Annotated in this window: 26 protein-coding genes and 1 pseudogene; 16 read left to right on the top strand and 11 right to left on the bottom strand. The window is 52.1% G+C overall.

The window, feature by feature from the left end; all coding sequences use genetic code 11:
- Positions 1–62: 62 nt before the first annotated feature.
- Genes mobA through recF form a run of 3 tightly spaced genes read right to left on the bottom strand, consistent with a single transcriptional unit; the run spans position 63 to position 2,546 of the window.
- Positions 63–641 (bottom strand): molybdenum cofactor guanylyltransferase, encoded by a 579-nt coding sequence (mobA, locus tag AC6I9Z_RS14435; RefSeq protein ID WP_461456450.1) that lies wholly within the window; start codon positions 639–641, stop codon positions 63–65.
- Positions 642–681: 40 nt separating this feature from the next.
- A complete protein-coding gene (locus AC6I9Z_RS14430; protein ID WP_461456448.1) occupies positions 682–1,425 on the bottom strand; it encodes a CHAP domain-containing protein in 744 nt (247 codons plus the stop codon).
- A 47-nt stretch (positions 1,426–1,472) separates the two neighbouring features.
- The gene (gene recF / locus AC6I9Z_RS14425; RefSeq protein ID WP_461456446.1) at positions 1,473–2,546 is read right to left on the bottom strand and encodes a DNA replication/repair protein RecF; all 1,074 of its coding nucleotides are present in this window, start codon (positions 2,544–2,546) and stop codon (positions 1,473–1,475) included.
- Between the two features lie 539 nt (positions 2,547–3,085).
- On the opposite strand from recF, the gene AC6I9Z_RS14420 reads away from it, so the two are divergent.
- The 4 genes from AC6I9Z_RS14420 to AC6I9Z_RS14405 all read left to right on the top strand — a co-directional run bounded on the left by AC6I9Z_RS14420 (position 3,086) and on the right by AC6I9Z_RS14405 (position 5,824).
- Positions 3,086–3,349: a PspC domain-containing protein gene (locus AC6I9Z_RS14420; protein ID WP_461456445.1), complete on the top strand. Its 264-nt coding sequence runs from the start codon at positions 3,086–3,088 to the stop codon at positions 3,347–3,349.
- 121 nt (positions 3,350–3,470) lie between these two features.
- Positions 3,471–4,424, top strand: coding sequence for a cation diffusion facilitator family transporter (locus AC6I9Z_RS14415; RefSeq protein ID WP_461456443.1), 954 nt, complete (start codon positions 3,471–3,473; stop codon positions 4,422–4,424).
- A 469-nt stretch (positions 4,425–4,893) separates the two neighbouring features.
- On the top strand, positions 4,894–5,247 hold the full coding sequence (locus AC6I9Z_RS14410) for a PilZ domain-containing protein (RefSeq protein ID WP_461456441.1): 354 nt from the start codon (positions 4,894–4,896) through the stop codon (positions 5,245–5,247).
- A 52-nt stretch (positions 5,248–5,299) separates the two neighbouring features.
- The gene (locus AC6I9Z_RS14405) at positions 5,300–5,824 is read left to right on the top strand and encodes a thermonuclease family protein (RefSeq protein WP_461456439.1); all 525 of its coding nucleotides are present in this window, start codon (positions 5,300–5,302) and stop codon (positions 5,822–5,824) included.
- Here the strand turns inward: AC6I9Z_RS14405 and AC6I9Z_RS14400 are convergent.
- The gene (locus AC6I9Z_RS14400; RefSeq protein WP_461456437.1) at positions 5,796–6,389 is read right to left on the bottom strand and encodes a rhodanese-like domain-containing protein; all 594 of its coding nucleotides are present in this window, start codon (positions 6,387–6,389) and stop codon (positions 5,796–5,798) included. The genes AC6I9Z_RS14405 and AC6I9Z_RS14400 overlap by 29 nt on opposite strands.
- 161 nt (positions 6,390–6,550) lie before the next feature.
- On the opposite strand from AC6I9Z_RS14400, the gene AC6I9Z_RS14395 reads away from it, so the two are divergent.
- Together AC6I9Z_RS14395 and AC6I9Z_RS14390 are read left to right on the top strand one after the other, a co-directional pair.
- Positions 6,551–7,189, top strand: coding sequence for a lysophospholipid acyltransferase family protein (locus tag AC6I9Z_RS14395; protein WP_461456435.1), 639 nt, complete (start codon positions 6,551–6,553; stop codon positions 7,187–7,189).
- A complete protein-coding gene (locus AC6I9Z_RS14390) occupies positions 7,186–7,989 on the top strand; it encodes a DUF1295 domain-containing protein (RefSeq protein ID WP_461456434.1) in 804 nt (267 codons plus the stop codon). Before AC6I9Z_RS14395 ends, AC6I9Z_RS14390 begins: the two co-directional genes overlap by 4 nt.
- Here AC6I9Z_RS14390 and AC6I9Z_RS14385 read toward each other — a convergent pair.
- The 5 genes from AC6I9Z_RS14385 to AC6I9Z_RS14365 all read right to left on the bottom strand — a co-directional run bounded on the left by AC6I9Z_RS14385 (position 7,986) and on the right by AC6I9Z_RS14365 (position 12,377).
- Positions 7,986–8,645, bottom strand: coding sequence for a DsbA family oxidoreductase (locus AC6I9Z_RS14385; RefSeq protein ID WP_461456432.1), 660 nt, complete (start codon positions 8,643–8,645; stop codon positions 7,986–7,988). The two genes, AC6I9Z_RS14390 and AC6I9Z_RS14385, sit on opposite strands and share 4 nt — an antisense overlap.
- A 29-nt stretch (positions 8,646–8,674) precedes the next feature.
- Positions 8,675–9,025, bottom strand: a complete 351-nt coding sequence (gene clpS / locus AC6I9Z_RS14380) for an ATP-dependent Clp protease adapter ClpS (RefSeq protein WP_461456941.1) — start codon at positions 9,023–9,025, stop codon at positions 8,675–8,677.
- A 236-nt stretch (positions 9,026–9,261) separates the two neighbouring features.
- Positions 9,262–10,152 carry a phasin family protein gene (locus AC6I9Z_RS14375; protein WP_461456430.1) on the bottom strand — a complete coding sequence of 297 codons (891 nt, stop codon included), beginning with the start codon at positions 10,150–10,152 and terminating at the stop codon, positions 9,262–9,264.
- A gap of 202 nt (positions 10,153–10,354) precedes the next feature.
- Positions 10,355–11,212, bottom strand: coding sequence for a sterol desaturase family protein (locus AC6I9Z_RS14370; protein ID WP_461456428.1), 858 nt, complete (start codon positions 11,210–11,212; stop codon positions 10,355–10,357).
- Positions 11,213–11,327: 115 nt separating this feature from the next.
- Complete coding sequence (locus AC6I9Z_RS14365) at positions 11,328–12,377, bottom strand: AraC family transcriptional regulator (protein WP_461456426.1); 1,050 nt, start codon at positions 12,375–12,377, stop codon at positions 11,328–11,330.
- Between the two features lie 151 nt (positions 12,378–12,528).
- Here AC6I9Z_RS14365 and AC6I9Z_RS14360 point away from each other — a divergent pair, with 151 nt between their 5' ends.
- From AC6I9Z_RS14360 to AC6I9Z_RS14325, 8 genes and pseudogenes are all read left to right on the top strand, one after another.
- Positions 12,529–13,578 carry a type III polyketide synthase gene (locus tag AC6I9Z_RS14360; protein ID WP_461456425.1) on the top strand — a complete coding sequence of 350 codons (1,050 nt, stop codon included), beginning with the start codon at positions 12,529–12,531 and terminating at the stop codon, positions 13,576–13,578.
- Positions 13,578–14,108, top strand: a complete 531-nt coding sequence (locus AC6I9Z_RS14355; protein ID WP_461456423.1) for an isoprenylcysteine carboxyl methyltransferase family protein — start codon at positions 13,578–13,580, stop codon at positions 14,106–14,108. Before AC6I9Z_RS14360 ends, AC6I9Z_RS14355 begins: the two co-directional genes overlap by 1 nt.
- A 150-nt stretch (positions 14,109–14,258) precedes the next feature.
- The gene (locus AC6I9Z_RS14350) at positions 14,259–16,058 is read left to right on the top strand and encodes a hypothetical protein (RefSeq protein ID WP_461456422.1); all 1,800 of its coding nucleotides are present in this window, start codon (positions 14,259–14,261) and stop codon (positions 16,056–16,058) included.
- An 81-nt stretch (positions 16,059–16,139) separates the two neighbouring features.
- Positions 16,140–16,286: a hypothetical protein gene (locus AC6I9Z_RS14345; protein ID WP_497810996.1), complete on the top strand. Its 147-nt coding sequence runs from the start codon at positions 16,140–16,142 to the stop codon at positions 16,284–16,286.
- Positions 16,246–17,874: a S9 family peptidase gene (locus AC6I9Z_RS14340; protein WP_497810994.1), complete on the top strand. Its 1,629-nt coding sequence runs from the start codon at positions 16,246–16,248 to the stop codon at positions 17,872–17,874. The genes AC6I9Z_RS14345 and AC6I9Z_RS14340 overlap by 41 nt, the downstream gene beginning before the upstream one ends.
- A gap of 34 nt (positions 17,875–17,908) precedes the next feature.
- Positions 17,909–18,307, top strand: a pseudogene (locus AC6I9Z_RS14335) (alpha/beta hydrolase family protein); the annotation flags it as partial.
- On the top strand, positions 18,304–19,536 hold the full coding sequence (locus AC6I9Z_RS14330) for a DUF819 family protein (protein ID WP_461456420.1): 1,233 nt from the start codon (positions 18,304–18,306) through the stop codon (positions 19,534–19,536). The pseudogene AC6I9Z_RS14335 and the gene AC6I9Z_RS14330, both read left to right, overlap by 4 nt.
- On the top strand, positions 19,533–20,249 hold the full coding sequence (locus tag AC6I9Z_RS14325) for a Type 1 glutamine amidotransferase-like domain-containing protein (RefSeq protein WP_461456419.1): 717 nt from the start codon (positions 19,533–19,535) through the stop codon (positions 20,247–20,249). The genes AC6I9Z_RS14330 and AC6I9Z_RS14325 overlap by 4 nt, the downstream gene beginning before the upstream one ends.
- Positions 20,250–20,295: 46 nt before the next feature.
- Here AC6I9Z_RS14325 and AC6I9Z_RS14320 read toward each other — a convergent pair whose 3' ends face one another.
- Positions 20,296–21,192 carry a LysR family transcriptional regulator gene (locus AC6I9Z_RS14320; RefSeq protein ID WP_109356511.1) on the bottom strand — a complete coding sequence of 299 codons (897 nt, stop codon included), beginning with the start codon at positions 21,190–21,192 and terminating at the stop codon, positions 20,296–20,298.
- Positions 21,193–21,351: 159 nt separating this feature from the next.
- Here AC6I9Z_RS14320 and AC6I9Z_RS14315 point away from each other — a divergent pair, with 159 nt between their 5' ends.
- A complete protein-coding gene (locus AC6I9Z_RS14315) occupies positions 21,352–24,402 on the top strand; it encodes a TonB-dependent receptor domain-containing protein (RefSeq protein WP_461456418.1) in 3,051 nt (1,016 codons plus the stop codon).
- A 114-nt stretch (positions 24,403–24,516) separates the two neighbouring features.
- Entirely contained in the window at positions 24,517–25,482 is a 966-nt protein-coding gene (locus AC6I9Z_RS14310) for an alpha/beta hydrolase family protein (protein ID WP_461456417.1), read from the top strand.
- A gap of 65 nt (positions 25,483–25,547) precedes the next feature.
- Here the strand turns inward: AC6I9Z_RS14310 and AC6I9Z_RS14305 are convergent, their stop codons facing one another.
- A complete protein-coding gene (locus tag AC6I9Z_RS14305; protein WP_461456416.1) occupies positions 25,548–26,450 on the bottom strand; it encodes a prephenate dehydratase in 903 nt (300 codons plus the stop codon).
- Positions 26,451–26,485 lie beyond the last annotated feature (35 nt).

Genomic DNA, 26,485 nt, shown 5'->3' with positions numbered 1-26,485 from the left:
TGTCTTACTTCTCTATCAGATGGTGAAAATGAAAGCCGGCGCATCCCCTCATGCGCCGGCTTTTATATTTGGGTTTCCGCAGTAGCCAGATCCTCAGGCGTGTTGATGTTGATAAATGCGTCTTCATCATGCCATGTTACCAACTTCGCATCACATTGCCGGACCAGCCAGTGCAGCGATGGAGATCGTTCGCCTACATCATGTGTTCCCCGCACACTATTGACGATATCGCAGCGCCAGTAGCCAAAAACCGGGTGCAGGCGCCGAGGGCCTTGCGCAACCGAGCAGCCGGAAACCGAGCTTAGTCGCGATATGATATCATCAGGCGCAAAAGGTGCATCTACCGGTATTGTGACGAAGCCTGTCGCTTCCGGGCACAATATTGGCAACTGCGCTGCGATCGTAAAAATTGCACCAACCGGGCCGCCCGGCATATCGGGATCATCCGAGATGATATCGAGGCCGGTATGAAAATCATCGGGCGCTGACAGCCATATCCGATCGACAGCGGGCCGGTATCTTGCGATGGCCCGGTCGATCAACCGCTGTCCGTCAAGTTGGATAGTCGCTTTTTCCCGGCCCATACGGCGAGACATGCCGCCGGCTAAAATGATAAGGCAGATGGGGGGATTGTCATTCATCTTTTGCTCCAGCGCGGATGGCACTGCAGCCGTTCTGGCTTTAGCTGCCCACTCTGTCCAGCAATTCTCCGATGAGATCGGTTGGCTGAGCCTCATCTAACCGGTTATCTGCCAGCTGTTCCCGTTGTGCCTGCTGTTCCAGTTCGGACTTCATGTTTCGGGCAAAAAGATCGCGGTTCGGCGCTCTGGGCTGGCGAATGGCCGTTGTTGCAGCCCATTGTCTGCTCGCGTTTTTCCGAAAATCACTCGGTTTTTCATTCGGGTAGATAAATCCATTTACCGGATAGGCGGTCTTACCGAGCGCTCCAATCGGCGCATACCAGATCTTGACGCGGCTCCAGTCGCCGTTTTCTGACACATCAACAGCGGCCACGTTACGCTCAATTTGCCCGCGGCGACCGTTAATCGGCGACCAGTTGGCGTGGTCCAGCAAGATATTACGCTCATCGATGATCCGGCTGACTACAGCAACGTGACCGAGCTTCATTTTGCCGTGGCTCTTGAGCGAGAGGACCGCGCCGGGCCGAGGAGCATTGCCGCGCTCATAAGCAAAGCGCGCCTGTCGCCACCACGTATGGGCATCGCCGTAAATCTGGATACCGCTCTGTTCGCGGGCGAAGGGAACGCATTGCAAATATGCTGATTGCGAACCGTCAGCCGCACGAGCCATGGCAGGGAATAATATTGCCTGCAGCACCAGCAAGATAGGTATGATCGCACCGCCCAGTTTCTTGAGGAGCTCAACCAGCCTGTCTGGCGTGATATTTTTGGCAGCGATCTGCATGAAGCCGATCTACCTGAAAGGCACAAATTCCGTGCTAAAATGCTTGGTTAACGCTTTGTAACTCTGCCCTCCGCGACCTGGAAATGCAGGGCGTGATCGGGCACATCTTCAAACAAACCCGGTTCGGTGCCGGTTAGCCAGACTTGCCCGCCTTTCTCTGCAAGCTGCCCGAACAGTGTTGCGCGGCGTCGGGGATCCAGATGGGCCGCCACTTCGTCGAGCAACAGGATCGGGCGGCTCCCTCTCTGTTCGGTGATAAGGTCGGCATGTGCCAATATGATCGAGAAAAGCAGAGCTTTCTGCTCTCCGGTTGAGCATTTTTCCGCCGCCTGGTCCTTTGCTCGGTGAAAGACGGTCAGGTCAGCGCGGTGTGGTCCTTTCAATGTGCGCCCCGCGGCCCGGTCTGCCTGGCGGCTTGCCCTCAGTGCCTCCAACAAAGCTGACTGGTTGCGCAGCTCGTCATCATCCAGATTGAGTCGGGCTGCAGCGAAGAGTCCGTTATCGGTCATCGCAAGGGCCTCGTTCAAAGCCTCTGTAATCCGAAAGCGGGCTTCTGCCAGAGCGCTGCCAAAATTCGCAAGCTGCCCATCCAGCGCGTCCAGCCATTCCGCATCCGGCATATATTCGTCGGCCAACAACCGGTTACGCTCACGCCTCGCGGCATCATAGCGCGTGCAGTTGCGGGCATGACCGGGTTCCAGCGCAGTAACAAGGCGATCCAGAAAGTTCCGCCGTCCCGAGGCGCCTTCTATGAACAGGCGATCCATTGCCGGGGTTAGCCATAATATCGATAACCATTGTGCCAGATCATTAGTGGGTACGGCGGCACCATTGACACGCGTTTTCCTGCGTTCGGGATATTCGGCGCTGGTGCCGGTGCCCAGTTGAACATCGTCCAGTTCGGCCGCCACCGCGAAGTCGCCAGTACCGCCTTCAAAGGCGATGTCTTTAAGTGCCGCACGGCGAAGGCCACGCCCAGGCGAGAGCAGTGATACCGCTTCCAATATATTGGTCTTGCCAGCCCCGTTTTCTCCGCTCAGTACAACGAAGCCGGGCGCGGCCTCCAAGCGCAGCTGCGGATAGTTTCTGAAATTTTGCAGGGTGAGCCGGGAAATCGTCATGACAGGACGTCACTCCTAGCCGTGCAGCGATATGATGAGAAGAAAATTCGCAAGCTGAGGTAGGCTTGTTCATTTCTTATTCATATAATACTAAAAGTTAGCAATTAACACCAAATAGTGGTTTTAGACAATTTTACAATTGATGGTGAATAGACATAAGTATTTGAAATATAATAGTAACATGAAACTGGCACGGCCTGTGCAATGTATGAGACATCTTCGCTAACACAACCGCGAAGCCCAGTTTTTAAATTAGAAGGAAATCAAAAATGTTCACCAATGTCTCAAACAATGTCACCGCCGCTTTCGCCGCTTTCGTTTCTGCCGCCGTCTTCATCGGTGCTAGCGTTGGACCAGCGATCAACAATGCCGGCTCTCTGGTAATCTAATTTTTCTCCAAACCCCCTGAAAGGAAATATCATGACCTACGAACTTCAAAACAAATTTCTAGCTGGCTTTGCCGCTCTTTTCTCTGCTGCGATTTTTGTAAGCGCCAGCATCGCTCCAGCCATCAACAACGCCGGTTCAATGGTGATCTGATGACTGACAAGAACAAATCCACCGGTTCCACGCCAACAAGCTGGCCTGAGCCCATTTCATCAAACAGACGGAAGAATAATCCTGTGAAAAACAAACTGAAACTCGACAAGGCCAATGGCAAGCTGATGGGCGTATGTTCCGGCCTTGCAAATTGGAGCGGCATGGACGCCAATCTGCTGCGTATCATCTTCGTACTCGCAACGATCTTTGGCTTCGGTTCTGCGATCATTATCTATCTCGCCATCGGCCTGATTGTTGACTAATTGCAGACAAAATATCGTTCATATGATATAACATACAGAAAACATTGAATAATAATCATAGACCGCTCTGATAAATCCGTGTATTTAATGACTAGTCATTGAGTAATTTATCGGAGCGCGGATGTCCGGCCATCACCATCATCACGGACATATCTTCCACAGCCATCATGATCGCCATGGCCCGCACGGCCATATGCCGACGAATTTTAGCCGCGCATTCGCACTCGGCATTGCGCTCAATATCATCTACATCATAATCGAGGTAACTTACGGGGTGCTGTCAGGCTCGATGGCGCTGCTGGCCGATGCCGGGCATAATCTTTCCGATGTATTGGGACTTGCTATTGCATGGGCTGGAGCGGAGCTTGCCAAGCGGCCGCCGAGCAGACAGTTTACCTATGGTCTTGGTGGGTCGTCCATATTGGCCGCTTTACTCAATGGACTGTTTCTGCTGGTCGCTTGCGGCGCAATTGCCTGGGAAGCGATCGAGAGGTTCAGTGCCCCGAGCGAAGTAGCCTCCACGACTGTCATCATCGTTGCCTCTATCGGCATCATTATCAATTTCGGAACCGCGATGTTGTTCCTGCGCGGGCAGAAGGAAGACATCAACATTCGCGGCGCTTTTCTGCACATGATGGCAGATGCAGGGGTTTCGGCCGGTGTCGTCGTTGGCGGGATTGCGATTTTCTATACCGGATTTAACTGGATCGACCCCTTGATCAGTCTGTTCATCGTTGCGTTGATCTTTTGGAGCACTTGGGGGTTACTATCGGAAGCCGTGCGTATGTCCCTGGCGGGCGTCCCGCGGGATATTGATGTAGAAGAGGTTTTTGATGCCCTGTCAGATTTTCCCGGTGTAGAAACTGTTCATGATCTGCACATCTGGCCGATGAGCACCAGTGAAACAGCGATGACAGCGCATCTGGTCATTCCGGGAGGCCATCCTGGCAAAGGATTTCTGGCGGATGTGCAGGCATCGATGAAAAAACGGTTCGCCATTCACCATATCACCATCCAGATCGAGTTGGAGGATGAAGAGGCTGATCTATGTCAAACTGATTGCGGGCCGGGCTAATGCAATGATGTCGGCGCAGTTGTAGATTCAAAGTTCACACAATTCACACGCCCTTATCCTTCTCCGCGCAACGCTTGTGCCAAGCGCAGTCGGCAGATCAACATTCCTTATCTACTCATCTAAAGTTCACACAGTTCTCACCCGGTTTTTTGGTGCGGAAGTTTATTCAGCATTGAGAAAGAGCCGAGCAAAATCTATCATATGGAAACATGTGTAGGAAAGCGGTTTGGCCCGGATATTTCCAAAACAGGTTTTTGAAAAGCCAGCGCTGGTTAACGGCGAAAACCTCGAAAGATCCGTAAATATCGCAGGTATCGCGCGGACTCGTTAACCATGCAAAACAGGGAAGCCATTAACCTTTGCCTAATCATCTGCTGGTATTTGAGTAAGACAAGATGTCGGTTGGTTTTAAAAAGCTGAGACATCATCGACAGCAATATCATCTTGTCATTTTCAGGTTCGGAATTTCATGAGCGACAGCAATGTAAAAGGACTGCCAAGTAAGCGTATCAAGCGCGGTGATCACCGGGTTTCCACGCGTGCCGGGGTTGAGATTTCTGCTGAAGTCCGCGAACCGGGATTGGGCCGTGTTGAAGCGATGATTATCGACCTGTCGCTGTCCGGGTTTCGCATGCGTTGTATGACCCGGTTGACCGGTGAGAAGAATATATTCATGGGCTTGCCCTCCTTTGCCGCGATAGAAAGCAAAATTTGCTGGGTAGAGGGTGATTATTATGGCTGCGAATTTGTTCAGGCCCTGCATCCAGCCGTATTCGATCATATCGTATCGAAATATCCGACGCTGAAAATGGCGGCTTCCTGATCACCCTCTGATCATCATTGCGTGACTTCGGCAATTCGCTAGTCTCGCAGGCATGGCTCGCAAATATTTCGGTAAATTTAAAACCACATTGCTGTTCCTGGCTGTTATTGGTGGCGCATGGGTTCTGATGCGCTGGGTCAATCCTGCGGAAATCATCGTCATCAATGGCAAACAGGTTAGCGTAATAGACGGAGACAGCTTCCGGGATGCTGATATGGAATATCGCATCTACGGTATTGATGCGCCGGAATATCGCCAATCATGCAAAAATGCCGCGGGGCAGGATTGGCCTTGCGGCAAACAGGCACGTGCGGCGTTGGAAGAGAGCTTGGGTGCGGGCGAGTATAGCTGCGATGTTCATGCCCGGGATCAATATGGGCGAACGATTGTAACGTGCGTCAGCGACGACAAAGATCTTGGTGCTCACATGGTTGCTGAAGGCCACGCGATATCATCTGATAATTTTGATCAGGTCATTTACGGGGCCGAAGAAGCGCAAGCGGAAAATGCCAAGCGCGGAATCTGGCAGGGCACTTTTGAAAAACCATCTAGTTGGCGCGCGTCGCATCCAAGGTAGCAGGACTGCGCAAAGATTGTGCGTCCAGCGTGAAGGGAGAAGGTTCTCCGGTCCAATTCGCGCGCGGATCGGCAATATGGGTTACCCCATTCAGTTCATAGATATTCTCATATCCATAGCCGTAAAGGTTTATAAAAGTTGGGATATTCAACGCCAATGGCGCACGTTTCAGAACGATCGGCGGAACATTATCGCGAAAGTTATTATTGCAGTAGATCAAGACCGGTCGTGATTTGTCACCCAATATCTTGGCCAGTTTTTCTTCGGTGAAATCGGAGAACGGAATATTGATCGCGCCGTCAATATGACCCTGCGCAAAGGCAGCGGCGGAACGGGTGTCCAAAATGACAGCGTTTGGTTGCTTTGCCACTATGTTAAAACGATCCAGATCGATCAGTCGGCCGGTACGATATTCGGATAGCTGTTCGGTGAGTTGCAGAAAGCCTGCATAGTCCACCTGAGGATTGCGCGGTGTTTCAGCGGGTTGCCCTGTTTGTGCTATAGTGGGCTGTATAGCGAGTATTGAGAGGATTGTGGCTGATGCCAATAGCGGTGATATTTTCATGAATGCTGTCCCTCCAGATGCCATAGACGCAAAATCTAGACATTTCGGATTGCCAAAAGCTGAACCGCGGGTAATTGGCGGGGCACATCTGCCGTTGCGCTTGGGGGAAATGGACCTATTGTCATTTCACAGCTGCGAGCGGGATCGCAAACGGGGGAAGCGTGCACAATAAAATCAAACCAAACTGGTTGTCGGAGATTGTCCGGCGCTTTTCCGTGTTCGTCTACACCATTACCGGGTGGACAGCCGTTCAGGAAAATCCGGCACCGCGCAAATGCGTGATCATTGCCGCGCCGCATACCAGTAACTGGGACTTCATCTACTTTTTCGGGCTGACCAACAAGCTGAAGATCCAGTCCTACTGGATCGGCAAGGATACGCTGTTCAAATGGCCATTCGGCGACATGATGCGGCGAATGGGCGGTATTCCGGTCGACCGGTCCAAATCGAACAACATGGTCGATGCGATGGTCGCGGAGTTTGAGAAGCGCGATGATTTCATACTGACAATTCCGCCGGAAGGGACGCGCGGCAACGTCCGGCAATGGCGCACGGGCTTCTACTATATTGCGCTGAAGGCCAAGGTGCCGCTGATCATCGGGATGATGGACTATGCCAAGAAAACCGGTGGGCTTGGGCCGCAGATTGAGGTGACTGGCGATTATGAAGCCGACATGGCGAAGGTCAGCAGTTTTTATCACAGCGTCACGCCGAAATTCCCGGAAAAAGCCATGGATGATATCGTCCACACCAATCCTGGCTTGGAACCGGGCGAAGGGAAAAGTGGAGAAAAGGGATGACGCTGCTTGCAGCCCTCGGCCTGAATCTCGTCCTGCTGGTCGCGGTCATGATCATTCTCTGGCTGATTTCCGTGAAGATCCGGGATGTGTCTTTCATCGATTCCTTCTGGGCCTATGGCATGGCGATCATGGCGGGCGCATCGATTTGGCAAGTGGGTAATGCCGGCTGGCTGGGTTGGACGATCTTTGGTTTGACCGTTACCTGGGGCGTGCGGCTGGGCACGCATCTTTTCTTGCGTTGGAGCAAGGAGGGCGAGGATCCGCGCTACACCAAGATCATCGGCACCGCGATGAAGAAAAAGGGCTGGAGCTTTGCAAAAACCGCTTTGATAAAGGCGTGGGTATTGCAGATTCCGCTGCTTTTCATGGTCTGTTTGCCGGCTCAAATCGGCATATTGCTATCGGGTGATCAGGGCCTTGGGCCGGTGGCGATAATCGGGCTAGTGCTCGCGGTCATCGGTATCGCTTTCGAGACGATCGGCGATGCGCAGCTCAAGGCGTTCAAGGCGGATCCGTCGAACAAAGGCAAGGTGCTGGAATCCGGGCTTTGGCGTTATACCCGGCACCCTAATTATTTCGGTGACTTTTGTACCTGGTGGGGCATCTGGCTGGTCGCGGCGCAAGTCGGTTGGCCGGCGTGGGTAGCGATCATCGGGCCTTTGTTCCTCAGCTTCACGCTAACCAAATGGAGTGGTGCACCCATGCTGGAATATGCGCTGCGCAGGAACCGGCCGGATTATGTGGATTATATCGAGCGGACGTCCGGCTTTTTCCCGTTGCCGCCGAAAAACAAGGCTTAAGCCGCAGCGGCGAGCACCTTATTTTCGATAATCTGGGCAAAGACGTCGCTGTCCTGTGCGCCGGGGACCATGAATTTCTTATTGAAGATAAACGCCGGAACGCCGGAGATAAAACGGTCTTGCCACTGCGCTTCGACGGCGCGAACATCGGCAGCATACATGTCACTGGCCAACAGGCTGCGGACGCGTTTTTCATCCAGACCGACGGCAACAGCCACTTCGGTCAATATTTCATGATCGCTGACGTCTTTACCGTCGGTGAAATGGGATTTGAACAAAGCCAGTTTTAGCGCGGTCTGCTTGCCGGTTTCCCCCGCCCAGTGGAGCAAGCGGTGAGCATCAAATGTATTCACCATCCGCATATTTTCATGATAGCTGAACTCGAAGTCGAGATCGCTGCCAGCATTGCGCAGCCGCTCACGATTGGCTTTGCTTTGCTCCGGTGTAGCGCCATATTTCTGCGCCATATGTTCGTTAATATCCTGCCCCTCGGGCGGCATGTTCGGGTTGAGTTCAAATGCATGCCAGGCGAGGGCGAATTCCGCCTTGCCCTCAAAGCGTTGCATGGCCTGTTCGAGCTTTTTAAAGCCAATGATACACCAAGGGCAGACCACGTCCGAGACAATATCTACGGTAATTACCGGGGTCTCTGACATATCTATTTCCTTATATAATTGGTGTCGGGTCAGGCTTTTTCTAAAGTGCACTGCAAGGGGTGCTGGTTTTTGCGCGCGAAATCCATGACTTGCGTGACCTTGGTTTCCGCCACTTCATAGCTGAATGTCCCACAAATGCCGACGCCTTTCTGGTGGACATGGAGCATAACCCGGGTCGCTTCATCAATATCCATCTGGAAAAAGCGTTTGAGTACCAGCACGACAAATTCCATCGGTGTGTAATCGTCGTTGAGCAGCAGGACTTTGTAGGGATTGGGTTTCTTGGTCTTGGTCCGTGTTTTGGTGGCGATGCCGAGATCGGTGTCATCGCTGTCACCGGTGCCGCTATTGTCGGCGCCGTCATCATCATCCCCGGCCATCTGCTCGCGCAATTTTGCCGCTTCGCTGCCTTTGAAAAAGAGGGCGGCGGGGTCAATTGATGTGGGGGAGAGAATCTCTACTTCAGTCATGTCGAACAGGATATGGTATTTTCACCCTTCAGGGCAAGTGGCGGATTGATCAATTGGCGATGATTTTACGATAAATCGACCCGAGACGAGCAAAAGAAAAAGGCCGCTCCCGGGGGAACGGCCTTTTGCATGACGATGAAAGCGGCTTAAGCGGCTTTCTGAATTTCCTTGCGGATGGTGCTGACGCGATCAGCGATTGGCTGATAGGCTTTGCCGGCCAATTTGGTCACAGCATCCATGTTATTTGATGTCTGGTCCATAACCCGGTCCAGGCTGCTGCGCATGAAGTCAGCTTGCATTTCAACGAAATCTTTTGGCGTAGCAACATTGAAAGAGCTTTTCAGAACGTTGCTGGCTTCCGCGAAGTTTTCGCGAGTATATTTAACGTTGGTTTTGCCGATTTCCTGAGCGCCTTTAGCAGTGATCTTGCCGCTTTCAACCAGGGTTTCAACGTTCAGACGGTTGAATTCAACAGCGTCTTTGGAAACTTCAACAGCGCGGTCAGCAACTTCCTTAGCGCGTTCCTGAGCGGTTGCGGTCAGCTTTTCAAGCTGGGCTTGCAATTTGGCAGCCATGTCCTGAAGAGCTTTCTTGTTGGTTGCAGCGGCTTTTGGAGCAGCTTTTTTCACGGTTTTCTTCGCAGGTGCTTTCTTTGCGGTGGTTTTCTTTGCGGTTGTCATTTTGGTCGTTCCTTTTTTAACAGTCTTTTTCGCGGTTGTTGCGGCGCGTTTCGGAGCGGCTTTGCGCTTCGTAACAGTCTTTTTAGGAGCCGCCTTGGTTGCTGCAGGCTTCTTTGCAGCAGGTTTTGAAGCCGTTGTTTTTGTTGCAGCAGCAACCGGCTTTTTCGTGGCAGGAGCCGGAGCGGTTGTTGTTGCAGTCTTTGGTGCTGGTGTGGCGGCTGCTTTTGGAGCAGGCGCTTCTTCAGCGGTTACAGGTTCTGCGGATGCAGCGGCAGCATAAGCCGCTTCAGCAGAGAGGCTGGCGGGCTTGTTAGCAGCCGGAACAGCCTTTGTATCAGTCGTTTTCGTATCAGCCATCTTTGCTTCCATTTTTTTGTTGCAGTGCACAAATAGGGAAGGCTTACGTTAAAGTCAAGGAAAAATGTTGCAGTGCACAAAAAATGCAAGAAGCCGATAAAAATATAATAATAACAATTATATAAGAGATATTTCAAATACCTGACTACCAGCAAAACCTATAAATTGGCATGGAAATTATAGGCTTTGCTGTCCTGCAACATCAAATCAGATTGACCGCGGTTGCCACCGCGAGCAGCGAGAAGGCAGCGATACAGATATTGGCGGTGGCTCCGACCGAAAGGCGGATCGGTTTGGCGACAGCATCGAAACGGGCTTCATAATCGGGATGCTCTGTGCTCATCATCCGGTCCCACCAGGTGAAGTAGAGGCCGAAATTGCTGTTGCCCTGACTATGGTGCAGGTCATGATGGGTGGTCGTGGTGATCCAGCCGACAAATTTATTGCGCGTCCAGCCCGCGGGGAACAGTTCGACGCCTGCATGACCCATGACATTGCGGATGATCATATGGGCAAGGAACAGGAAGATCGCAAAAGGATACATGCCAGCGAACAAGAGTGAGAACAGGAACAGATAGAGGGGCACAAAGGCAGCCTCTGCCATCGCCTCGAATGACGAGAAGCTATAGGCGGCCCATGGCGTTGGCGTGCGTGACTTGTGATGATGCAGATGTGAAAAGCGGAACATTGTTTTGGTGTGCAGCCAACGATGCATCCAATAGAAATAAGCATCATGAGCAATAATCATCGCAAAAAGCTGCACGATGAAAAGCGGCCAGAATATCTCGCCAGTCATGACCGAGATCCAGCCGGAGGCTTCCAGCAATACCGTGCTGATGGTGGTCAGCCCGAAAACCAGGACTGTACGCATCGATGACAGAAACTCGCGCTTATAGTCCCCGACGCCGGCCTTGCGGGTTTGAATACGCCGGGCGGCACTCCATTTGCCGAAAGCCCACAGGAGCAAGGATAATGTACCCGCCGCGATCAGATAGCGCCCCAGGTCAAAGGTGAAGGCACCAATCATATGGTCTACTATGGCATCAAATAGGTCAGGCATGTCATTCTCCATCAAAGGCAATGTTTGTTTGATGAAGGCAAAGTGACAGAAAGGCTGATCCATCTCTCTGCAATGCTGAAAAATGCTGTGCGATTTTAAAAATGATCAGACTATTTCAGTTTTGATCAATCGCGGCCTTGCGAAAATCACTAGGTGTCTGGCCGGTTTCAGAGCGAAACGCCCGGTTGAACGGCGCAAGGGATCCATAGCCCAAATCCATCGCGATTGTGAGAATCGGCAAGTCAACATGCGCGCGATCCGACAGTTTTTCCTTGGCTTCGTTGATTCGATAACCGTTGAGAAAGGAAGAGAAATTGCGATGGCCGAGCTGTTTGTTGATCAGCGCGCGCAACCGATGTTCCTGTGTATCCAACTTGGAAGCCAATGTTGCTATAGTCAGCGACGGCTCGCGATACTGTCCTTCTGCCATCGCTTTGATCAGCTTGTCATGCAAGACGGTTTCCGATGGTGAGAGAATTAGAACAGGACGGACCGGCTGCTTGTCTCTGGCTAGCTTCGCAAACAAATCTCCATCCGCAGTCAGCACCGCCATACCTGCTCCCAGAACCAGGATCAGGATCAGCGTGGCATTGGCGGCAGAGACGGCTGGTATATTGTCCGTAGGACCGAAGAAAAGTTCATAGGTGAGAACACCGCCAACCTCTAGCCCGACAAATATGGGCAAAAACATTCTGATTAGTCGCCGTTTTTCAATCAGGTCATCGGCGCGCCCGGACAGGGCAATGATGATCAACTGAACAACGAGTGCGAGGGAGAGGAAACGGATTGCATAGAAAGTGAACCATTGTTTATCCGGCATGTTGACCGCAATGATCCACAATATCGTAAGCAATATCGGTACGGCGATCAGCAATGGCTTGGCAATACGGCGCTCGAACAGCTGATGCGCAAATATCCATGCCCAGACAGTTGTCGATATTGAAAGAAAATCAACGGCTCTGCGCCATGGAAATGGCGGTGCCAGTGTAATTGATGAATTGATCAAATAAGCCATTGAGCTGATCAGCACGCCCAACAGCGATATTTTCAGGTCCCATCGGGTCCGGCTTGTCAGCAGCACGGCAATGATCATGATCTGCCCACCCATGGTGAGCAACCGCAAAACCGTATCGACAAGTGCCAAATCTAATCCGGTGGTCGCCATAGCCTTCCCTGTTAAATGCTATGCTAGCTCATCTTATTGTCTTCGCAACGGGAATTTCGTTGATACGTCCGTTCGGGCAGGATGCCGATTATTCTTTTGTATCTGAAACGGCCATGTGTAACAGCTTATCCATGCAGCGCGAATTAGTCCCATGTCCCAACTGAAATCCATCGCGACCGCCCTTCCAGACCACAGGATCAGCCAAGAGGATGTTCTGGACGTGCTGGCCAAGGCGCGCGGATCGGCTTTGCCTGCCCGATTGAAGCAGATCCTGGGCAATAGCGGCATTGATCATCGCTACATTGCGCGGGAACCGGATTATTATCTGGAGCAGCGCAGTTGGCCTGAGCGTGCGCAAATTTATGATGAAGTGGGCAGGGCGCTGGCAGAGCGTTCGGCGGCAGCGGCCCTGGAAAAAGCGACCCTGAAACCGACAGATATCAATGCGATCGTCATGATTTCAACGACGGGCACGATGACGCCGTCTATTCCAAGCCGGCTGATCGAGACCATGGGTTTTCGCCAGTCGGTGCAGACCGTACCGGTTTTCGGCTATGGCTGTGCGGGCGGCATATTGGGTACAAGACTGGCCAATGACCTAGCGGATGCCAATGGCGGCCAGAATGTCTTGCTGATTTCACTGGAGCTTTGCAGCCTGTCATATGACTACAGCCAGTTTGACAAGAAGAACATGATTGCAACCGCGCTGTTTGCCGACGGTTGTGCGGCGGCTGTCCTGACTGGAAGGAATGGGCAGGGCGCGAACCCGTCTTTCCGCGCATTTGATCAGAAAACCTGGCCGGATACACGTGACATGATGGGTTGGGAGATTGGTGAAACCGGATTTGACCTTGTGCTGGCGCGCGACATTCCAACCTTTGTGGCAAAGGATTTCACGCCGTTTTGCGATCAGTTCCTCAGCGAACATGGTCTGGAAAAATCGGAAATGAGCGAGCCGGCCTGTCATCCCGGTGGCGGCCGCGTCGTGGAGGCTCTGGAAGACTATTTCGCGCCGGAACTGCCGGGCATTCTGGCGACTCGCGAGGTGCTGAAACATCATGGCAATATGTCATCGCCGACGGTGCTGTTCGTACTCGAAAAATTGCTAGAGGATAATCCTCAGAAACCTGTCCTGATGACAGCGCTTGGTCCCGGCTTTACATCCGTGCTTGGAATATTGGACCCGGCAGGAGCAGATTGATGGATGGTTTAGGCGCAATTTTTACGACTCCCCCGACCCTTGTCACATGGGTTCTGATCTACATTGTTGTGCAGCGTCTTGCCGAATTGGTCTATGCAAATGGCAATACCAAGCGGCTGCTCTCCGAAGGCGGGGAGGAATTTGGCGCTGATCACTATCATTGGTTCATCTTTCTCCACAGTGCATGGCTGGCGATCATCTTTTTGCTGGTCGATCCCTTGCGAGATCTGAATCCGATCATGCTCGGGCTGTTTGTCGGCACGCAGGTTCTGCGCGTCTGGACGCTCGCCTCCATTGGCCGGTGGTGGACAACGCGGATCATCTCAGCACCGCATTTTGATCGGGTGAAGCGCGGCCCATATAAATATATCAGCCACCCCAACTATCTGGTTGTGGTGCTGGAAATCGCCATCGTGCCCTTGCTTATGGGGCTGCCCTGGGTAGCGCTTGTATTCTCAATCCTGAACGCGGTTCTGCTGCGCCACCGGATCAAAGTGGAGAACGAGGTATTGGGACAGCGCGGCGCCTAGAATTTGGCGGCAATCTGTATGACGGATTGAAAAAATCCGGACGTCCGCAGTGTTACCACTGCATATATCGCCCAAATCTGGATTAATTTCGATTTGAAACAACCGTTTCTGATTCTCTGAGGAAGATTTGGTAACGGGGGATTGAAAGACTTGTTTAGTCTCAGGGCATTGATCTGGAGAATATGTATCACCGGCCTGCTGGCGGTTCTTGTACATCCTTATGCAGCGACTTTTGCGCAGACCACCAATATTCCTTCCGGCACCGTGATAAACAGCTATGCTCAGGTCGTCTCAATCTCTTCGACAACTGTCCAGCTATCCAGCAGCAGCGGTTTCACCGCAAATAGCCGGGCACTGATAGTGCAGATGAAAGGGGCCTCCGTCACGCGAACTGACGATGCCGCCCATGGCGATATTACTGCATATAATAGCGCCGGGCGCTTCGAATATGTCAAAATCGTTTCGGTTTCCGGAAACACGGTCACTCTATCGGATGCTCCAACGGTGTCATTTTCCACTGGTGGCTCTTTACAGATGGTCAGCGTGCCGGTTTTTGACAGCCTGAACCTGAACCAGACGGTCGTGCCACAGACCTGGAACGGGCGAATTGGCGGTGTGGTAGCATTTGATGTGGTCGGGACTTTGACATTGGGCGCAGATATCAATGCGACAGGTCGGGGATTTCGTGGCGGTGCGCTCGCAACATCAACGCCTTTTGACAGCTGTGGATCGGATCAATTCAACTATACTGGCGTGACGCAGGCGGGGACCGGCAACAAGGGTGAAGGCATTGTGCCAAGCGCATCGGCCCATGAGGCCCGGCGTGGACATAATGGAAATGGTGGGGGCGGGGGCAATATTACCGATGCCGGCGGCGGTGGCGGCGGCAATATTGGTGCTGGCGGTCTGGGTGGTCGTGAACTGGACCTGTGTGACGATGACGGTAATTTTGGCGGTCTTGGAGGCCAAGCCCTGGATTATTCTCCCAACAACCGACTGTTCATGGGCGGCGGCGGTGGATCGGGATCGGAAGTCTCGCAGGCTGAAAGCGGCGGCGATCGCAGCGGTGGTGGGCTTGTCTTTGTCCGGGTGGACCGGCTTGTCGGTAATGGCGGCCGGATGATTGCGGACGGCCTGTCGGCCCTTGCGGATAATTTCAATGGTTCGGACGGCGGCGGCGCGGGTGGGGCAATCGCACTCTCCGTAATTACCGGTATATCAGGATCTCCTGTTTTCAGCGTTGCCGGAGGCGAAGGCGGCGATGAAGCCAATGATCAATTCGCCCATGGTACCGGCGGCGGCGGCGGTGGCGGTGCAATCAGGCTATTTGGCGCAACCTGTGCTGCGATCACACCGATGGTTAGCGGCGGTTCCGCCGGCACGAGCGTACTGGGCAACAATGTTGGTGATCCCAATTGGGGAGCGACTGATGGCAGCCCGGGCAATTGTCAGGGCAATTTTACCGAACTTGGGCGTACGTCATCAATTGATCCGGCCAAGTTGAACGTCATCAAAACCTCTTCCGTCTATACGGGCAGTGGCACCAGCAGCGGCTTTTCCATACCGGGCGAAGATATTATCTACACAATTGTCGTCCAGAATGTCGGCGGCGGGCCGGGTGGAGAAGATAGCGTCTTCATCATCGACCAGTTGCCCAGTCAGATGGCTTTTCTGAACGATGATATCGATAATGGCGGACCGGACAATTTCCCCGGCAGTGACCCGATCGTGTTTGTCGACAATGGCAGCACATTAAGCCTTGATTACAATAATGACGTCGCTTTCTCCAACCAGCCGACCATGCCGGTATCTTTCGCGGACTGTGGCTATGAACCAGTGAGCGGATACGATCCGGCGGTCACATATATTTGCATTAATCCCAAGGGCGTATTTGCACGTCCCCAACCCACTTCGGAATTTTCCGTATTATTGCGGGCAAGAATCAACTGAGTAGCGGCATCGCCAGTGTCTGATCTTGCCGAAAACGCATGATGACATTCGAATTATGAATTGGCGACCAGTGGCATTTGTATGCATCATGACAATTCTTTGAACATAAAGAAGGGTGAGGGGCATGGCGATCATCAGAAACTTACGCGTTGCGAGTTCCACGGCAGTTCTTTTGTTGGGGGTCGGCATGACTGCTTCAACGCCGCTACAGGCAGCCGAGAAATCTGAAAAAACAACGGTAAGTCCGGTTGCGTTTATCGAGATGCCGCGGCTGGATGACCCCATGCTTTCTGCGGACGGCAAGAAAATCATCATGGTCCAATCGGCGGTGGATTGGGCAGAGAATGAGCGGGTTGATGCTTACAACCTGATTGATGTTGAAACTGGAGACTTGCAGGTAATTCCGCGCAACGAGATTGAGGATGATAGCCTGTCGGCCGCACAATGGGCCCCAGACAGTTCCGGTTTCGTGGCAACGTTGAAACGTGAAGATGATGAAAAGGCTGCCGCCTATTTTTACGATATCGAGAGCAAAAGCCTGACTAAATTGTTCGAGCATCCGGAGAATGTCTCAGATTTCAAATGGACGAATGATGGTCGCACGATTTACTTTCGAATGCGACGCGACGAAAAGAAAACAAAGGAAGACAAGGCCCGCGAAATAGCGCCTTATGATGTTTCCATTCCGATGGAATTATGGCGTTACCAGCGGGATGAGAAGATATCGAAGCCGGTTCTGACTGGTCCATTCAGCGTTCGCCATTTTTCGCTGTCGGCCGATGATAGCCAGATTATCTATAGCCGCATGCCAGAGGGGGCGGGCTATGCCAGCCACCATCGGGAATTGTGGCTGCGCGATGTTGCGACGGGTAGCGACACCCGTCTGACCGATAATGGATATCACGAGGCAGAAGCGCAGCTGTCGCCTGATAGAACCCGCTTCGCTTTCATCGCCACCGTCAATGAAAAGGGTGAAGGTTATTATGAAGACAACCTGTTTGTTCAGGCGATAGGATCATCACAGCCGGAATTGTTGCTGCCGAACGAGCCCATGGAAGTTCTGGACTTCGCATGGAACAGGGAAGGTTCGGAGATCTTCATATTGGGAAATACGGGTGTTCGCACCAATCTGTTTCGACTGAATCTGCGCAGCAATCGGCTGATACCGATTACCGAGGGCGATCATGCGCTGGGAGACTGGCGCTACAATCCGGAAACAGACACGCATATCATGCTGCTTACGGATGCGCGGAGTCCCGGTGAAGTTCACATAAAGAGGAAAGGTGGCCCGCTTGAAAAGGTCAGCGGGATCCATGACGAATGGACAAAACATGTCCGGCTTCCCGACCAGCAGGTTTTTCAATGGACGGCAAGAGATGGCACGCCGATTGAAGGTTTATTGATACCGCCAGTCGGTTACCGGGCCGATGACCAATATCCGCTGGTCACAATCACGCACGGCGGTCCGCGCTCATCCTCGCAATTTGGATCTTGGAATACCTCACGATATGCCAGCGTTCTCGCAGGGCAGGGATATGCGGTTTTCCTGCCCAATCATCGAGGCGGAACCGGCTACGGCGATGCCTTCATGCGCGACATGGTCGGCAACTATTTCCGCAACTCGCATCTCGATGTTCTGGACGGTATTGATGCCCTGGTCACACAGGGTATTGCTGACCCAGACCGGCTGGTGAAGATGGGCTGGAGCGCCGGCGGCCATATGACCAACAAGCTGATCACCTTTACCGACCGGTTCAAGGCGGCATCATCCGGCGCGGGAGCATCAAGCTGGATATCCATGTACGGGGGAGAGTGACGTACGCCACAATCGCACGCCCTGGTTTGACGGTGCCCCGTGGCAGGAAAATGCGCCGCTGGATAGTTACATCGCCCAGTCACCATTGAAAGATGCGTGGAAAGTGAAAACACCGACCTTGTTCTTCAACGGTGGCAACGACGTAAGGGTGCCGCCTACCCAGCAGATCATGATGTACCGGGGCGTCCGGGCGGCCGGTGCTCCGACAAGCCTCTATGTTGCCGAGGGTGAGCCGCATGGTTTTCGCAAGCCCTTTAACCAGCTGTTCAAGATCAATACAGAACTTGCCTGGTATGCCAAACATGTCCTCGATAAAGACTATCAACCTGTTCTGCCACCGATAGAGCCTGAGGTAGAGGAAGAAGATACCAAGGAAGAAGAGGAGCAGGAAATTCCGGAAGAACAAAAGGTTAGTGAAGAGACCGCTCAATGACATTGCCACTGGATAATGTCGCGAGCTTTGGTGTCCTTTGCGCTATATTGGGTATCCTGTTTTTTCTCAAAAACCGGGGTGGTTTCTGGGATCGGTTTTTCGTTTTCATTCCCATCGTATTGCTCTGCTACCTGATCCCCTCACTGCTTCGCAGCTTTGGTATTGTGGCATCGGCCGATGACGGTTTGTGGCAGGTGGCCAAGGATTATTTTCTGCCCGCAGCTTTGATATTGATGACATTGAGCATCGACCTCAAAGCCATTATGGGCCTTGGATCCAAGGCGCTCATCATGTTTTTCACCGCCACGATCGGCATCATCATCGGTGGGCCTATCGCGATCCTGATCGTGGGTTCGTTCAGTCCGGAGACTGTTGGTGGTGAAGGGGCTGACGCGGTATGGCGCGGTCTTGCAACACTGGCCGGCAGCTGGATCGGCGGCGGTGCCAATCAGACAGCGATGCTGGAAGTCTATGGCTATAATCCAGAGCGTTACGGCGCCATGGTCGCTGTCGACATCGTCATTGCCAATATCTGGATGGCATTTCTGCTTTATGGTGCTGGTAATGTTGAGAAAGTGGACCGCTGGCTAAAGGCAGACTCTAGTGCGATAGATAATTTACGAGACAAGATGGCGAGTTTCACCCTGTCTGTTGAACGCACGTCTACCACATCGGAAATCATGCTGTTGCTCGCGGTGGCTTTTGGCGGGGTCGGTCTATCTCATCTCCTGGGTGGATTTCTGTCCGGTGCTTTCGAAGCCATACCTGCTTTTACTGACAGTTTTCTGGCGGGTAAATTCTTCTGGATAGTGGTGATTGCGACCACTTTGGGCGTAGCACTCAGTTTTACCAAGGCGCGCGACCTTGAAGGGGCCGGTGCTTCCAAATTCGGAACTGTTCTTATATTTCTGCTGGTGGCCATTATCGGCACCAAGATGGATATTTTCCAAATGGCTGATGCGCCGATGCTCTTCCTCGTCGGGTTCATCTGGATGTTGTTCCACAGCATATTGTTGATCGTGGTCGCCAAGATGATCCGGGCTCCGTTTTTCTTTGTCGCGGTGGGTAGTAAAGCGAATGTCGGTGGTGCAGCGTCGGCACCTGTAGTTGCGGCGGCCTTTCATCCTGCGCTCGCCCCCGTCGGAGTCCTGCTCGCGGTGCTTGGTTATGCGTTGGGCACTTATGGCGCGATCTTGTGCGCGCAGCTGATGCAGGCGGTTGCTCCATGACAGCTGTTTCCCGACAGTTTTTTGGCATAAGCGATTCTGCGTCGCTGTTTGTGGCGGACGATGCCGAACCCGCCATGGCGAAAAAACTTGTCTCTCTGTCGAAAAAGACAAATCCTGTTGTTTGTTATGTGGGCGCTGCGAAAGGTGACCGACAGGATCGAATTACTGAATTCCTCACGCTGGCCGAGCGGATTGATGCAGTGCCCCATGTACTCAGTTTGTTTAATCCCCCGACGGGTGATCCCAGTTTGTTTTTTGCCGGCGTCGATATCGTTTTTATAGACGGAGGATCGACCCGTAATCTGATGGCGATTTTTGAGGAATGGGGTGTCGTGGATGCCTTGCGCGATGCTTATGAAGAAGGCGTGATAATTGCCGGTGCGAGCGCTGGTCTCAATATCATGTTTGATTGGAATATTACGGACTCGGTGAAGTCGGAGCTCGCTCCACTACAGGGGTACGGGTTCTTGAACGGCAGTGTTTGTGTGCATTATGATGTAAACCCTGGCCGGCAATCAATATTTCAAGATTTCTTAGCCAATAGTGAGGCAGTCTTTCCAGCCTTCGCGATTGACGAGGAGGTTGCCATTCATTTCGAAAACGAAAATATCAGATCCGTGGTTTCCATCAGTGATACTGCCGGTTTACAACAGATATCGAAACAGAATGGCGCACTTGTTTCCTCGCGATTTACCGTTCAGCGCATCGGCTGATGTTCAAAAAAAAGCGCTTCTTCCGGAATCGGAGTGATGAAGCTTGTCAGTCCGGCTGCTTGAGCTTTTCCCAAATATCAGAAACGATGGGGTTTCCATTACTCGCGGCACAGTAGATACGAATAGATAGGTCTGTCGTATGATTACTTGGCACGAGACGCAGTCCTTGCTCAGCGGGATCTCCGGGAACAACGGTTTCTGGCAACCATGATATTCCGAATCCATTTTGCGTTGCCGCCAATATGCTTTCAACCAAAGCTGCTCGATACACGATGTTTAGTCTCTTTCTAAAACGCGCTTTGCCAAGCAACTGCTCAAAAATGCGGGACATGAAGGACGTGTTGGAATAGGCCACATAGGGGATGGATTCGAAACCATCCTCCCGTAGATCAATCGGAGCAGAATCGATGCTTTGATATGGACGCAAGTGGTGGCGTTCAATTTCGATACTAGGGAATTGTACCGGATCGAAATCGAACGAGATCGAGTCATGATGATATGAGATGAAGAAATCACTGGCCCCGTTGTGAAGACTGGTCAGATAGTCTTCGGCCGCACGGGTTTCGGCAATGATCAGGGTAGAAAATGGCGAGGTGACCCCATGCCAGGAATTTATGAGTTCCGGTACAAATTTTAACGCCAAAGTATGCAGACTGGAAATCGTGATGCTGTTTTTACCGATTTTTGAATATTCATTCGCAACCGCGCGCGCTTCGTAACACTGATCGACAATATTTCTGGCGGTATTGATAAAATCTTCCCCCGCGGGTGTCAGCTTGATGGGGTGAGCTGAGCGGTTGAAAAGAGGTGTACCAATCCACGACTCCAGCGCCTGAATACGACGACTTAAAGCGGACTGAGTAACGAACCGTGCCTCTGCAGCATGGGCAAAGTGTCCCTTCTCGGCAACACTAATGAAATCTTCCAGCCACTTTAGTTCCAAGAAAAATGTCCTTTTTCAGAATCTTGCGTTTTTCGCATCGTATCATTCCAATTATGAATTTGAAGTCATTTTTTATGATGTCAGACCGGGGTCGGAGGAACAATGGCTCAGTAACAGCTGGGATTGTGCAACAAAATTGTCTCGAGGGGGATATATCAGATGATAAAGTTACGTAACATACTAAAATGTTCAACCGTACTAGTGGCGGCAACCAGTATCCCGGCTCTGGCTCAAGAGGTGCCGGACACGGAACAGGCTGAGGCAAGCGCAGGCGACGATCTGATTGTTGTTACGGGGTCGCGTATCGAACGGCGGGCAGAAGAATCGTCTATCCCGCTACAGGTATTCAGCGCAGATGATATTGAAGAAACAGGCAAGACGGATCTGGCGGAAATCATCACGCAGCTTCCTGGTGTAGGTGATGGCGTTTCGGTTCAGAACAGCAACAACTCTATCCAAAATAATGGCCTTTCCACGATTAGTTTACGGCGGTTGGGAGATAACAGAACGCTTGTCTTGATTAACGGTAAGCGGGCTGTGTCCAACTCGGGCAATGGTGATCGGGTCAGCCTTGGTACTATTCCAGCAGGCTTCGTAAAGCGTGCGGAAATCACAACCGGTGGTGCATCCGCGATTTATGGTTCTGATGCTATCGCAGGTGTTGCGAACTTCATTCTAGAAGACTCTTTTGAAGGCATCGATCTCGATGTCCGCTTTTCGGCTCCCGATGCCAGCGGCGGCGAAGAGCTGCGCCTCGAAGGTCTCTATGGCACCAGATTTGCAGATGACCGTGGTTATATTCTGCTCGGTGCAAGCTATCGGGATGAGGATGAGATTTTGATCGATTCCAGTCGTCCTTTAGCTGCGGCTGCGCTGGAATTTGATGATCCAGCTGATGCTTCCCGGGATTCCTTCGCCAATGAGGTAAATGCGCCGGGTTGTGATCCCGACAATACTGACCGCCATTGCATTTTACCTTCGTTCGATTCCGATCTTCCAGGTGGTGTTTTTGAGGGTGATGCCTGGTTCAGAGATGGTCAGTGGTTTAATGACGTAGCGCGTGATGATCCTAGTGGTTTTGGTCGTCTGCCCGCTGATCGCGAGCCGGGACAAGATTTCCTGGGAGACTTTGATGGTATCAATGATCGTTTGGGCCAGTCCCTGCGCTCGAAACGCGAAATACTTAATCTTGGTTTTCATGGAAAATATGAGTTCTCCGACGTGGTTACTGCATCGCTGACTGCACTCTATTCCGATGTAGACACAGTCAGTCGCAATGGCATCGAAGATGCCGGCAGTGGAGAATCTTACGGTATTTTAAACGGTGTGCCTGACGTATTCAATGTTCGCCGAATGGCTTCGGACCATCCATTCATCCCGCCGGAAGTTGAGGTTACGCGAAGCGGTACTGTATCGTGGATCAGATCCTTTCCGGAAGTTGGCGAAGAGCAACGCATCAACAGCCGTGAAACGATCCGCTTAATGGGTGATCTGGATGGCCAGTTGACGGATGCAATCAGATGGAACGCTTTCGCGACCTATGGCGAATGGAAGCAGCGGGCAATTAATGTGGGTGAGATCAATCTTCAAAATGTAGATTTTGCTCTGGACATCGAAGATAATGGTGCGGGTGGTTTTCAATGCGCCGATGCAGCCGCCCGTCAAAATGGCTGTGTGCCGTTAAATCTTTTTGGCGAAGGAAGTGTATCTCCCGAAGCCGCAGAATATATCAGCTACACGGGTGACGCTTCGCAAAAACGAACCCAGTTTACGGCTGGTGGGTCAATCAATGGTGATCTTTTCTCTATAAATGACCGCAATGTGAAATTTGCTGCCGGTGTTGAGTATCGCCGGGAAACGCAAAGCACGAGAGGCGACCGTGATGGTGATTTGGTCGGCGGTGTCGATGGTGATCCGACAACCAATGATGTCTTCGTTACGACCCACTCTACTTTTCCAAGTATCACGGCAAATTATGACGTTGTAGAAGGTTTTGTGGAAATTGATGTTCCGTTGTTTGAAACCGTAAATGTCAGCGGTGCCGCTCGCATCGCTGAATATTCTACCGTCGGAACGATTTTCAGCCTGAATGCCGGACTTGTTTGGCAGATGAACGATGATCTAAGATTTCGCACACAATTTTCGCGATCTCAGCGTGCGCCAAACATTACCGAGTTTTTCTCGCCGGCGCGGCCTGACGGCGATGATCTTCAGGACCCTTGCGAGGGTTTGAATCCGGATGGAACCGGCATTTCAGCACCATCAAGTCCAGGTGGAGAGAATGCAAACCTTGCTACCATTGCACAAAACTGTCTGACTGATGCTGGAATTCAGGCTTATTTTGCCGATCCCGACAATCAGGATGCAGCCGGTGTGCCCGATGCTTTTGATGCGCCAGGTGCTACGCAGGGTCCAAATGCCGGTAACCAAAATCTTCAGGAAGAAACCGCGAATACATTTACCGCCGGTTTCGTGCTCACTCCGTCGGCTATTCCAAACTTTACCTTTGTGGCCGACTACTACCGGATCAGTATCAAAGATGCGATTGGTTCAGTCAGCACGCAAAATACCGTTGATCTTTGCTATGCTGCGGACGATTTTCCGAACAACCGTTTCTGCGACGTGATCACCAGAAACGCTCTGGACGGCAGTGTTGATGAGGTGATTAACTTTCAAGAAAACCTGAATAACGAGCTGGTCGAGGGTATCGATGCCACGATGCGGTGGAGCCGTATTGAACTACCGGTTATTCCCGGCCGTTTCGATATCGACTTCCGCTATTCCCACTATTTCAAGGATCAAACGACGTTCACCGGTATTGGCGGCGTAACGGTGTTGGATACTCCATTGGGAGAAATCGATAATGGTGAAGACGAACTTCGTTTGCGCTTGGGTTATCGGAACGGTGGTTTCCGAATGACTTACACGCTCAACTATGAAGCAGGTGGTATAGACAGTAATGACGCTGCAAATCCTGACGACGATCGCTTCTTCCGCGTGAGTGACGAAACCTTTCATGATGTTTACGCACGCTATCGTTTCGGTCCCGATGACCGTTATACAATCTATGGCGGCGTGAATAATATCTTCAATAATTTCGGTCCACTCATACCAACAGGCACTGATTCAGGCAGCAGTCTCAACATCACGAACGACGTGAATGATGCCGTTGGCCGTGAGTTTTTCCTCGGTGCAAGCGTTCGCTTCTAGGATCGAAACGAAATAGGCCGGCCGTCTGCGGGGGCGATTATGGCCGGACATGACCTCCAAGTCTTATCCTTTAGGGGCTTGGAGGTCATAAATTTAATCAAGAATGGTATGCCGATGAACATCCGATATCTTGCAGTGGTCAGCAGTTTGGTCTTCATATCCGGTGGTTACGTCTCTGCTTTTGCCAATGCCGCGCCGTCTGACAGTAAAGCTACTGAGCGACCAGCCGAGTACCGTTTTCACAGCGTCACCTCAACCGCACTGTCGGAAACCCTTGCGCTGAAATCCGGAGAGATTAACCGGTTTGTCTTCACAAGGTGGGCGGGCCCCGATTTGCCGGTTTGGGTATATTTGCCTGATGGCATTGATTTGTCGCGCGCGCCTGTCCTGTTCATGATGCACGGCAATAAGCGTGATCCTCACCGCTATCTCAGGGAATGGCGAGAGCCTGCTCAGAAAAACGGCCTGATCGTTGTTGCGCCGGAATTTTCCCAGCGGGATTTTCCAAAATCCGCGGGCTATAATCTCGGCAATGTCTTCCGGAAAGAAACTGAAGGACGGCAAGATGAATCCATCTGGTCCTTCAGCGCCATTGAGCCGATTTTCGATCGTGTGAAACAGGCCGTTGGAAGCCAGCAGACGCAATATAGCATTTACGGCCACTCGGCCGGCGCACAATTTGTGCACCGGTATCTTTATTATAAACCCGATGCGCCGGTGAAACAGTATATCGCCGCCAATGCAGGCTGGTACACGCGGCCCGATGTGGCAGAAGTATATCCTTATGGACTGGCGGGGGCTGGTATCTCTGAAGAGATGTTAAAGGCGGCGTTGAGCAAAAACGTCCTGCTGCTGTTGGGGGATAAGGACAATGATCCCAATCATAAAAGCCTGCGACGGAGCCCGGAAGCCATGAAGCAGGGACCGCATCGTTTCGCTCGCGGTCTATCTTACCATGAATTCGGCAAACAGAAGGCCGATGAATATGCCTTGCCCTTTGGTTGGAGAGTAAAGGTTGTTCCTGGTGTTGCCCATTCCAACGGTTTGATGGCCAGGGCCGCTGCCTCTTCTGTGAACTAGGCTTCCAGATCGTTTATAAGATGTAGAGACCGGTCTGCGCTTTTCCTGCGTAGTGACCGGTCATACTAGGAGCGCGGTCGTCCCTGTCGATAGGTACCGAGCAGGCGGACTTCGTTGCAGTGGAAATGCAATTCTTCCAGAGCCCGGTCAACTGCCGGGTCACCAGGACCGCCTTCTATATCAGCGTAGAATTTCGAGGCTGAGAAACTGCCACCTTCCTGATAGCTTTCCAGTTTTGTCATGTTGACACCATTGGTCGCGAAGCCGCCCATCGCCTTGTAGAGTGCGGCGGGGATGTTTTTTACTTCAAAGATGAAGGTGGTCATTAACTGAAAATCATCAGGACCATTGCTCTCTGGCATTACAGCATCAGAGGCGAGCAGGACAAAGCGCGTCATGTTATGATCTTCATCCTCTATCGCATTGGCAATAGGTTGCAGGCCGTAAATCTCTGCAGCGAGCGGCGGGGCTATCGCGGCAGCTTGGGGATCTTCCTGCTGCGCGACATAAGCTGCGGCAGCTGCGGTATCCGCGTAGGCGACGGGAATAATGTCACGGGCGCGCAGATAGTGACGGCATTGACCCAGTGCTTGCGGATGACTCATTGCAGTTTTGATCTTTGCGTCTTCGGATTTCGCCATCAGGCAGTGGCGAATCCGCATGAAGTGCTCCGCAACAATATGCAGACCCGATTCGGGCAGCAGGAAATGGATGTCAGCAACCCTTCCATGCAGGCTGTTCTCAATAGGGATTATTGCGGATCCGGCTATGCCTTGCTTCACCGCATCAAGTGCATCTTCAAATGAAAAACAGGGCAGAGGCAAGCAATCCGGGGCATATTCCATGGCTGCCAGATGGGAATTGGCACCTGGTGCGCCTTGAAACGCGATCGTCTTGGCAGGAGCCTCTGCTGCCGTTGCGGTCATTTTATCGACCATGGCCAGGGCGTTGCGCGGGAAGCTGTTCATGACGCTATCATTTCCTGTTTTATGCACCCGTTTGT

The organism is Parasphingorhabdus sp., from assembly GCF_059726685.1.
The sequence above is the reverse complement of the archived record's forward strand: the minus strand, read 5'-3'. Positions and strand labels throughout refer to the sequence as shown.

Excerpts from the sequence above, each read along its gene's own strand:
- AC6I9Z_RS14365 (WP_461456426.1), bottom strand. The coding sequence starts at position 12,377 with ATGGCGACCACCGGATTAGATTTGGCACTTGTCGATACGGTTTTGCGG.
- AC6I9Z_RS14315 (WP_461456418.1), top strand. The coding sequence starts at position 21,352 with ATGATAAAGTTACGTAACATACTAAAATGTTCAACCGTACTAGTGGCG.
- AC6I9Z_RS14345 (WP_497810996.1), top strand. The coding sequence starts at position 16,140 with ATGCATCATGACAATTCTTTGAACATAAAGAAGGGTGAGGGGCATGGC.
- AC6I9Z_RS14415 (WP_461456443.1), top strand. The coding sequence starts at position 3,471 with ATGTCCGGCCATCACCATCATCACGGACATATCTTCCACAGCCATCAT.
- AC6I9Z_RS14325 (WP_461456419.1), top strand. The coding sequence starts at position 19,533 with ATGACAGCTGTTTCCCGACAGTTTTTTGGCATAAGCGATTCTGCGTCG.
- clpS (WP_461456941.1), bottom strand. The coding sequence starts at position 9,025 with ATGGCCGGGGATGATGATGACGGCGCCGACAATAGCGGCACCGGTGAC.
- AC6I9Z_RS14310 (WP_461456417.1), top strand. The coding sequence starts at position 24,517 with ATGAACATCCGATATCTTGCAGTGGTCAGCAGTTTGGTCTTCATATCC.
- AC6I9Z_RS14400 (WP_461456437.1), bottom strand. The coding sequence starts at position 6,389 with ATGAAAATATCACCGCTATTGGCATCAGCCACAATCCTCTCAATACTC.
- AC6I9Z_RS14375 (WP_461456430.1), bottom strand. The coding sequence starts at position 10,152 with ATGGCTGATACGAAAACGACTGATACAAAGGCTGTTCCGGCTGCTAAC.
- AC6I9Z_RS14340 (WP_497810994.1), top strand. The coding sequence starts at position 16,246 with ATGACTGCTTCAACGCCGCTACAGGCAGCCGAGAAATCTGAAAAAACA.
- recF (WP_461456446.1), bottom strand. The coding sequence starts at position 2,546 with ATGACGATTTCCCGGCTCACCCTGCAAAATTTCAGAAACTATCCGCAG.
- AC6I9Z_RS14410 (WP_461456441.1), top strand. The coding sequence starts at position 4,894 with ATGAGCGACAGCAATGTAAAAGGACTGCCAAGTAAGCGTATCAAGCGC.
- AC6I9Z_RS14330 (WP_461456420.1), top strand. The coding sequence starts at position 18,304 with ATGACATTGCCACTGGATAATGTCGCGAGCTTTGGTGTCCTTTGCGCT.
- mobA (WP_461456450.1), bottom strand. The coding sequence starts at position 641 with ATGAATGACAATCCCCCCATCTGCCTTATCATTTTAGCCGGCGGCATG.
- AC6I9Z_RS14355 (WP_461456423.1), top strand. The coding sequence starts at position 13,578 with ATGGATGGTTTAGGCGCAATTTTTACGACTCCCCCGACCCTTGTCACA.
- AC6I9Z_RS14360 (WP_461456425.1), top strand. The coding sequence starts at position 12,529 with ATGTCCCAACTGAAATCCATCGCGACCGCCCTTCCAGACCACAGGATC.
- AC6I9Z_RS14405 (WP_461456439.1), top strand. The coding sequence starts at position 5,300 with ATGGCTCGCAAATATTTCGGTAAATTTAAAACCACATTGCTGTTCCTG.
- AC6I9Z_RS14385 (WP_461456432.1), bottom strand. The coding sequence starts at position 8,645 with ATGTCAGAGACCCCGGTAATTACCGTAGATATTGTCTCGGACGTGGTC.
- AC6I9Z_RS14370 (WP_461456428.1), bottom strand. The coding sequence starts at position 11,212 with ATGCCTGACCTATTTGATGCCATAGTAGACCATATGATTGGTGCCTTC.
- AC6I9Z_RS14305 (WP_461456416.1), bottom strand. The coding sequence starts at position 26,450 with ATGAACAGCTTCCCGCGCAACGCCCTGGCCATGGTCGATAAAATGACC.
- AC6I9Z_RS14390 (WP_461456434.1), top strand. The coding sequence starts at position 7,186 with ATGACGCTGCTTGCAGCCCTCGGCCTGAATCTCGTCCTGCTGGTCGCG.
- AC6I9Z_RS14430 (WP_461456448.1), bottom strand. The coding sequence starts at position 1,425 with ATGCAGATCGCTGCCAAAAATATCACGCCAGACAGGCTGGTTGAGCTC.
- AC6I9Z_RS14420 (WP_461456445.1), top strand. The coding sequence starts at position 3,086 with ATGACTGACAAGAACAAATCCACCGGTTCCACGCCAACAAGCTGGCCT.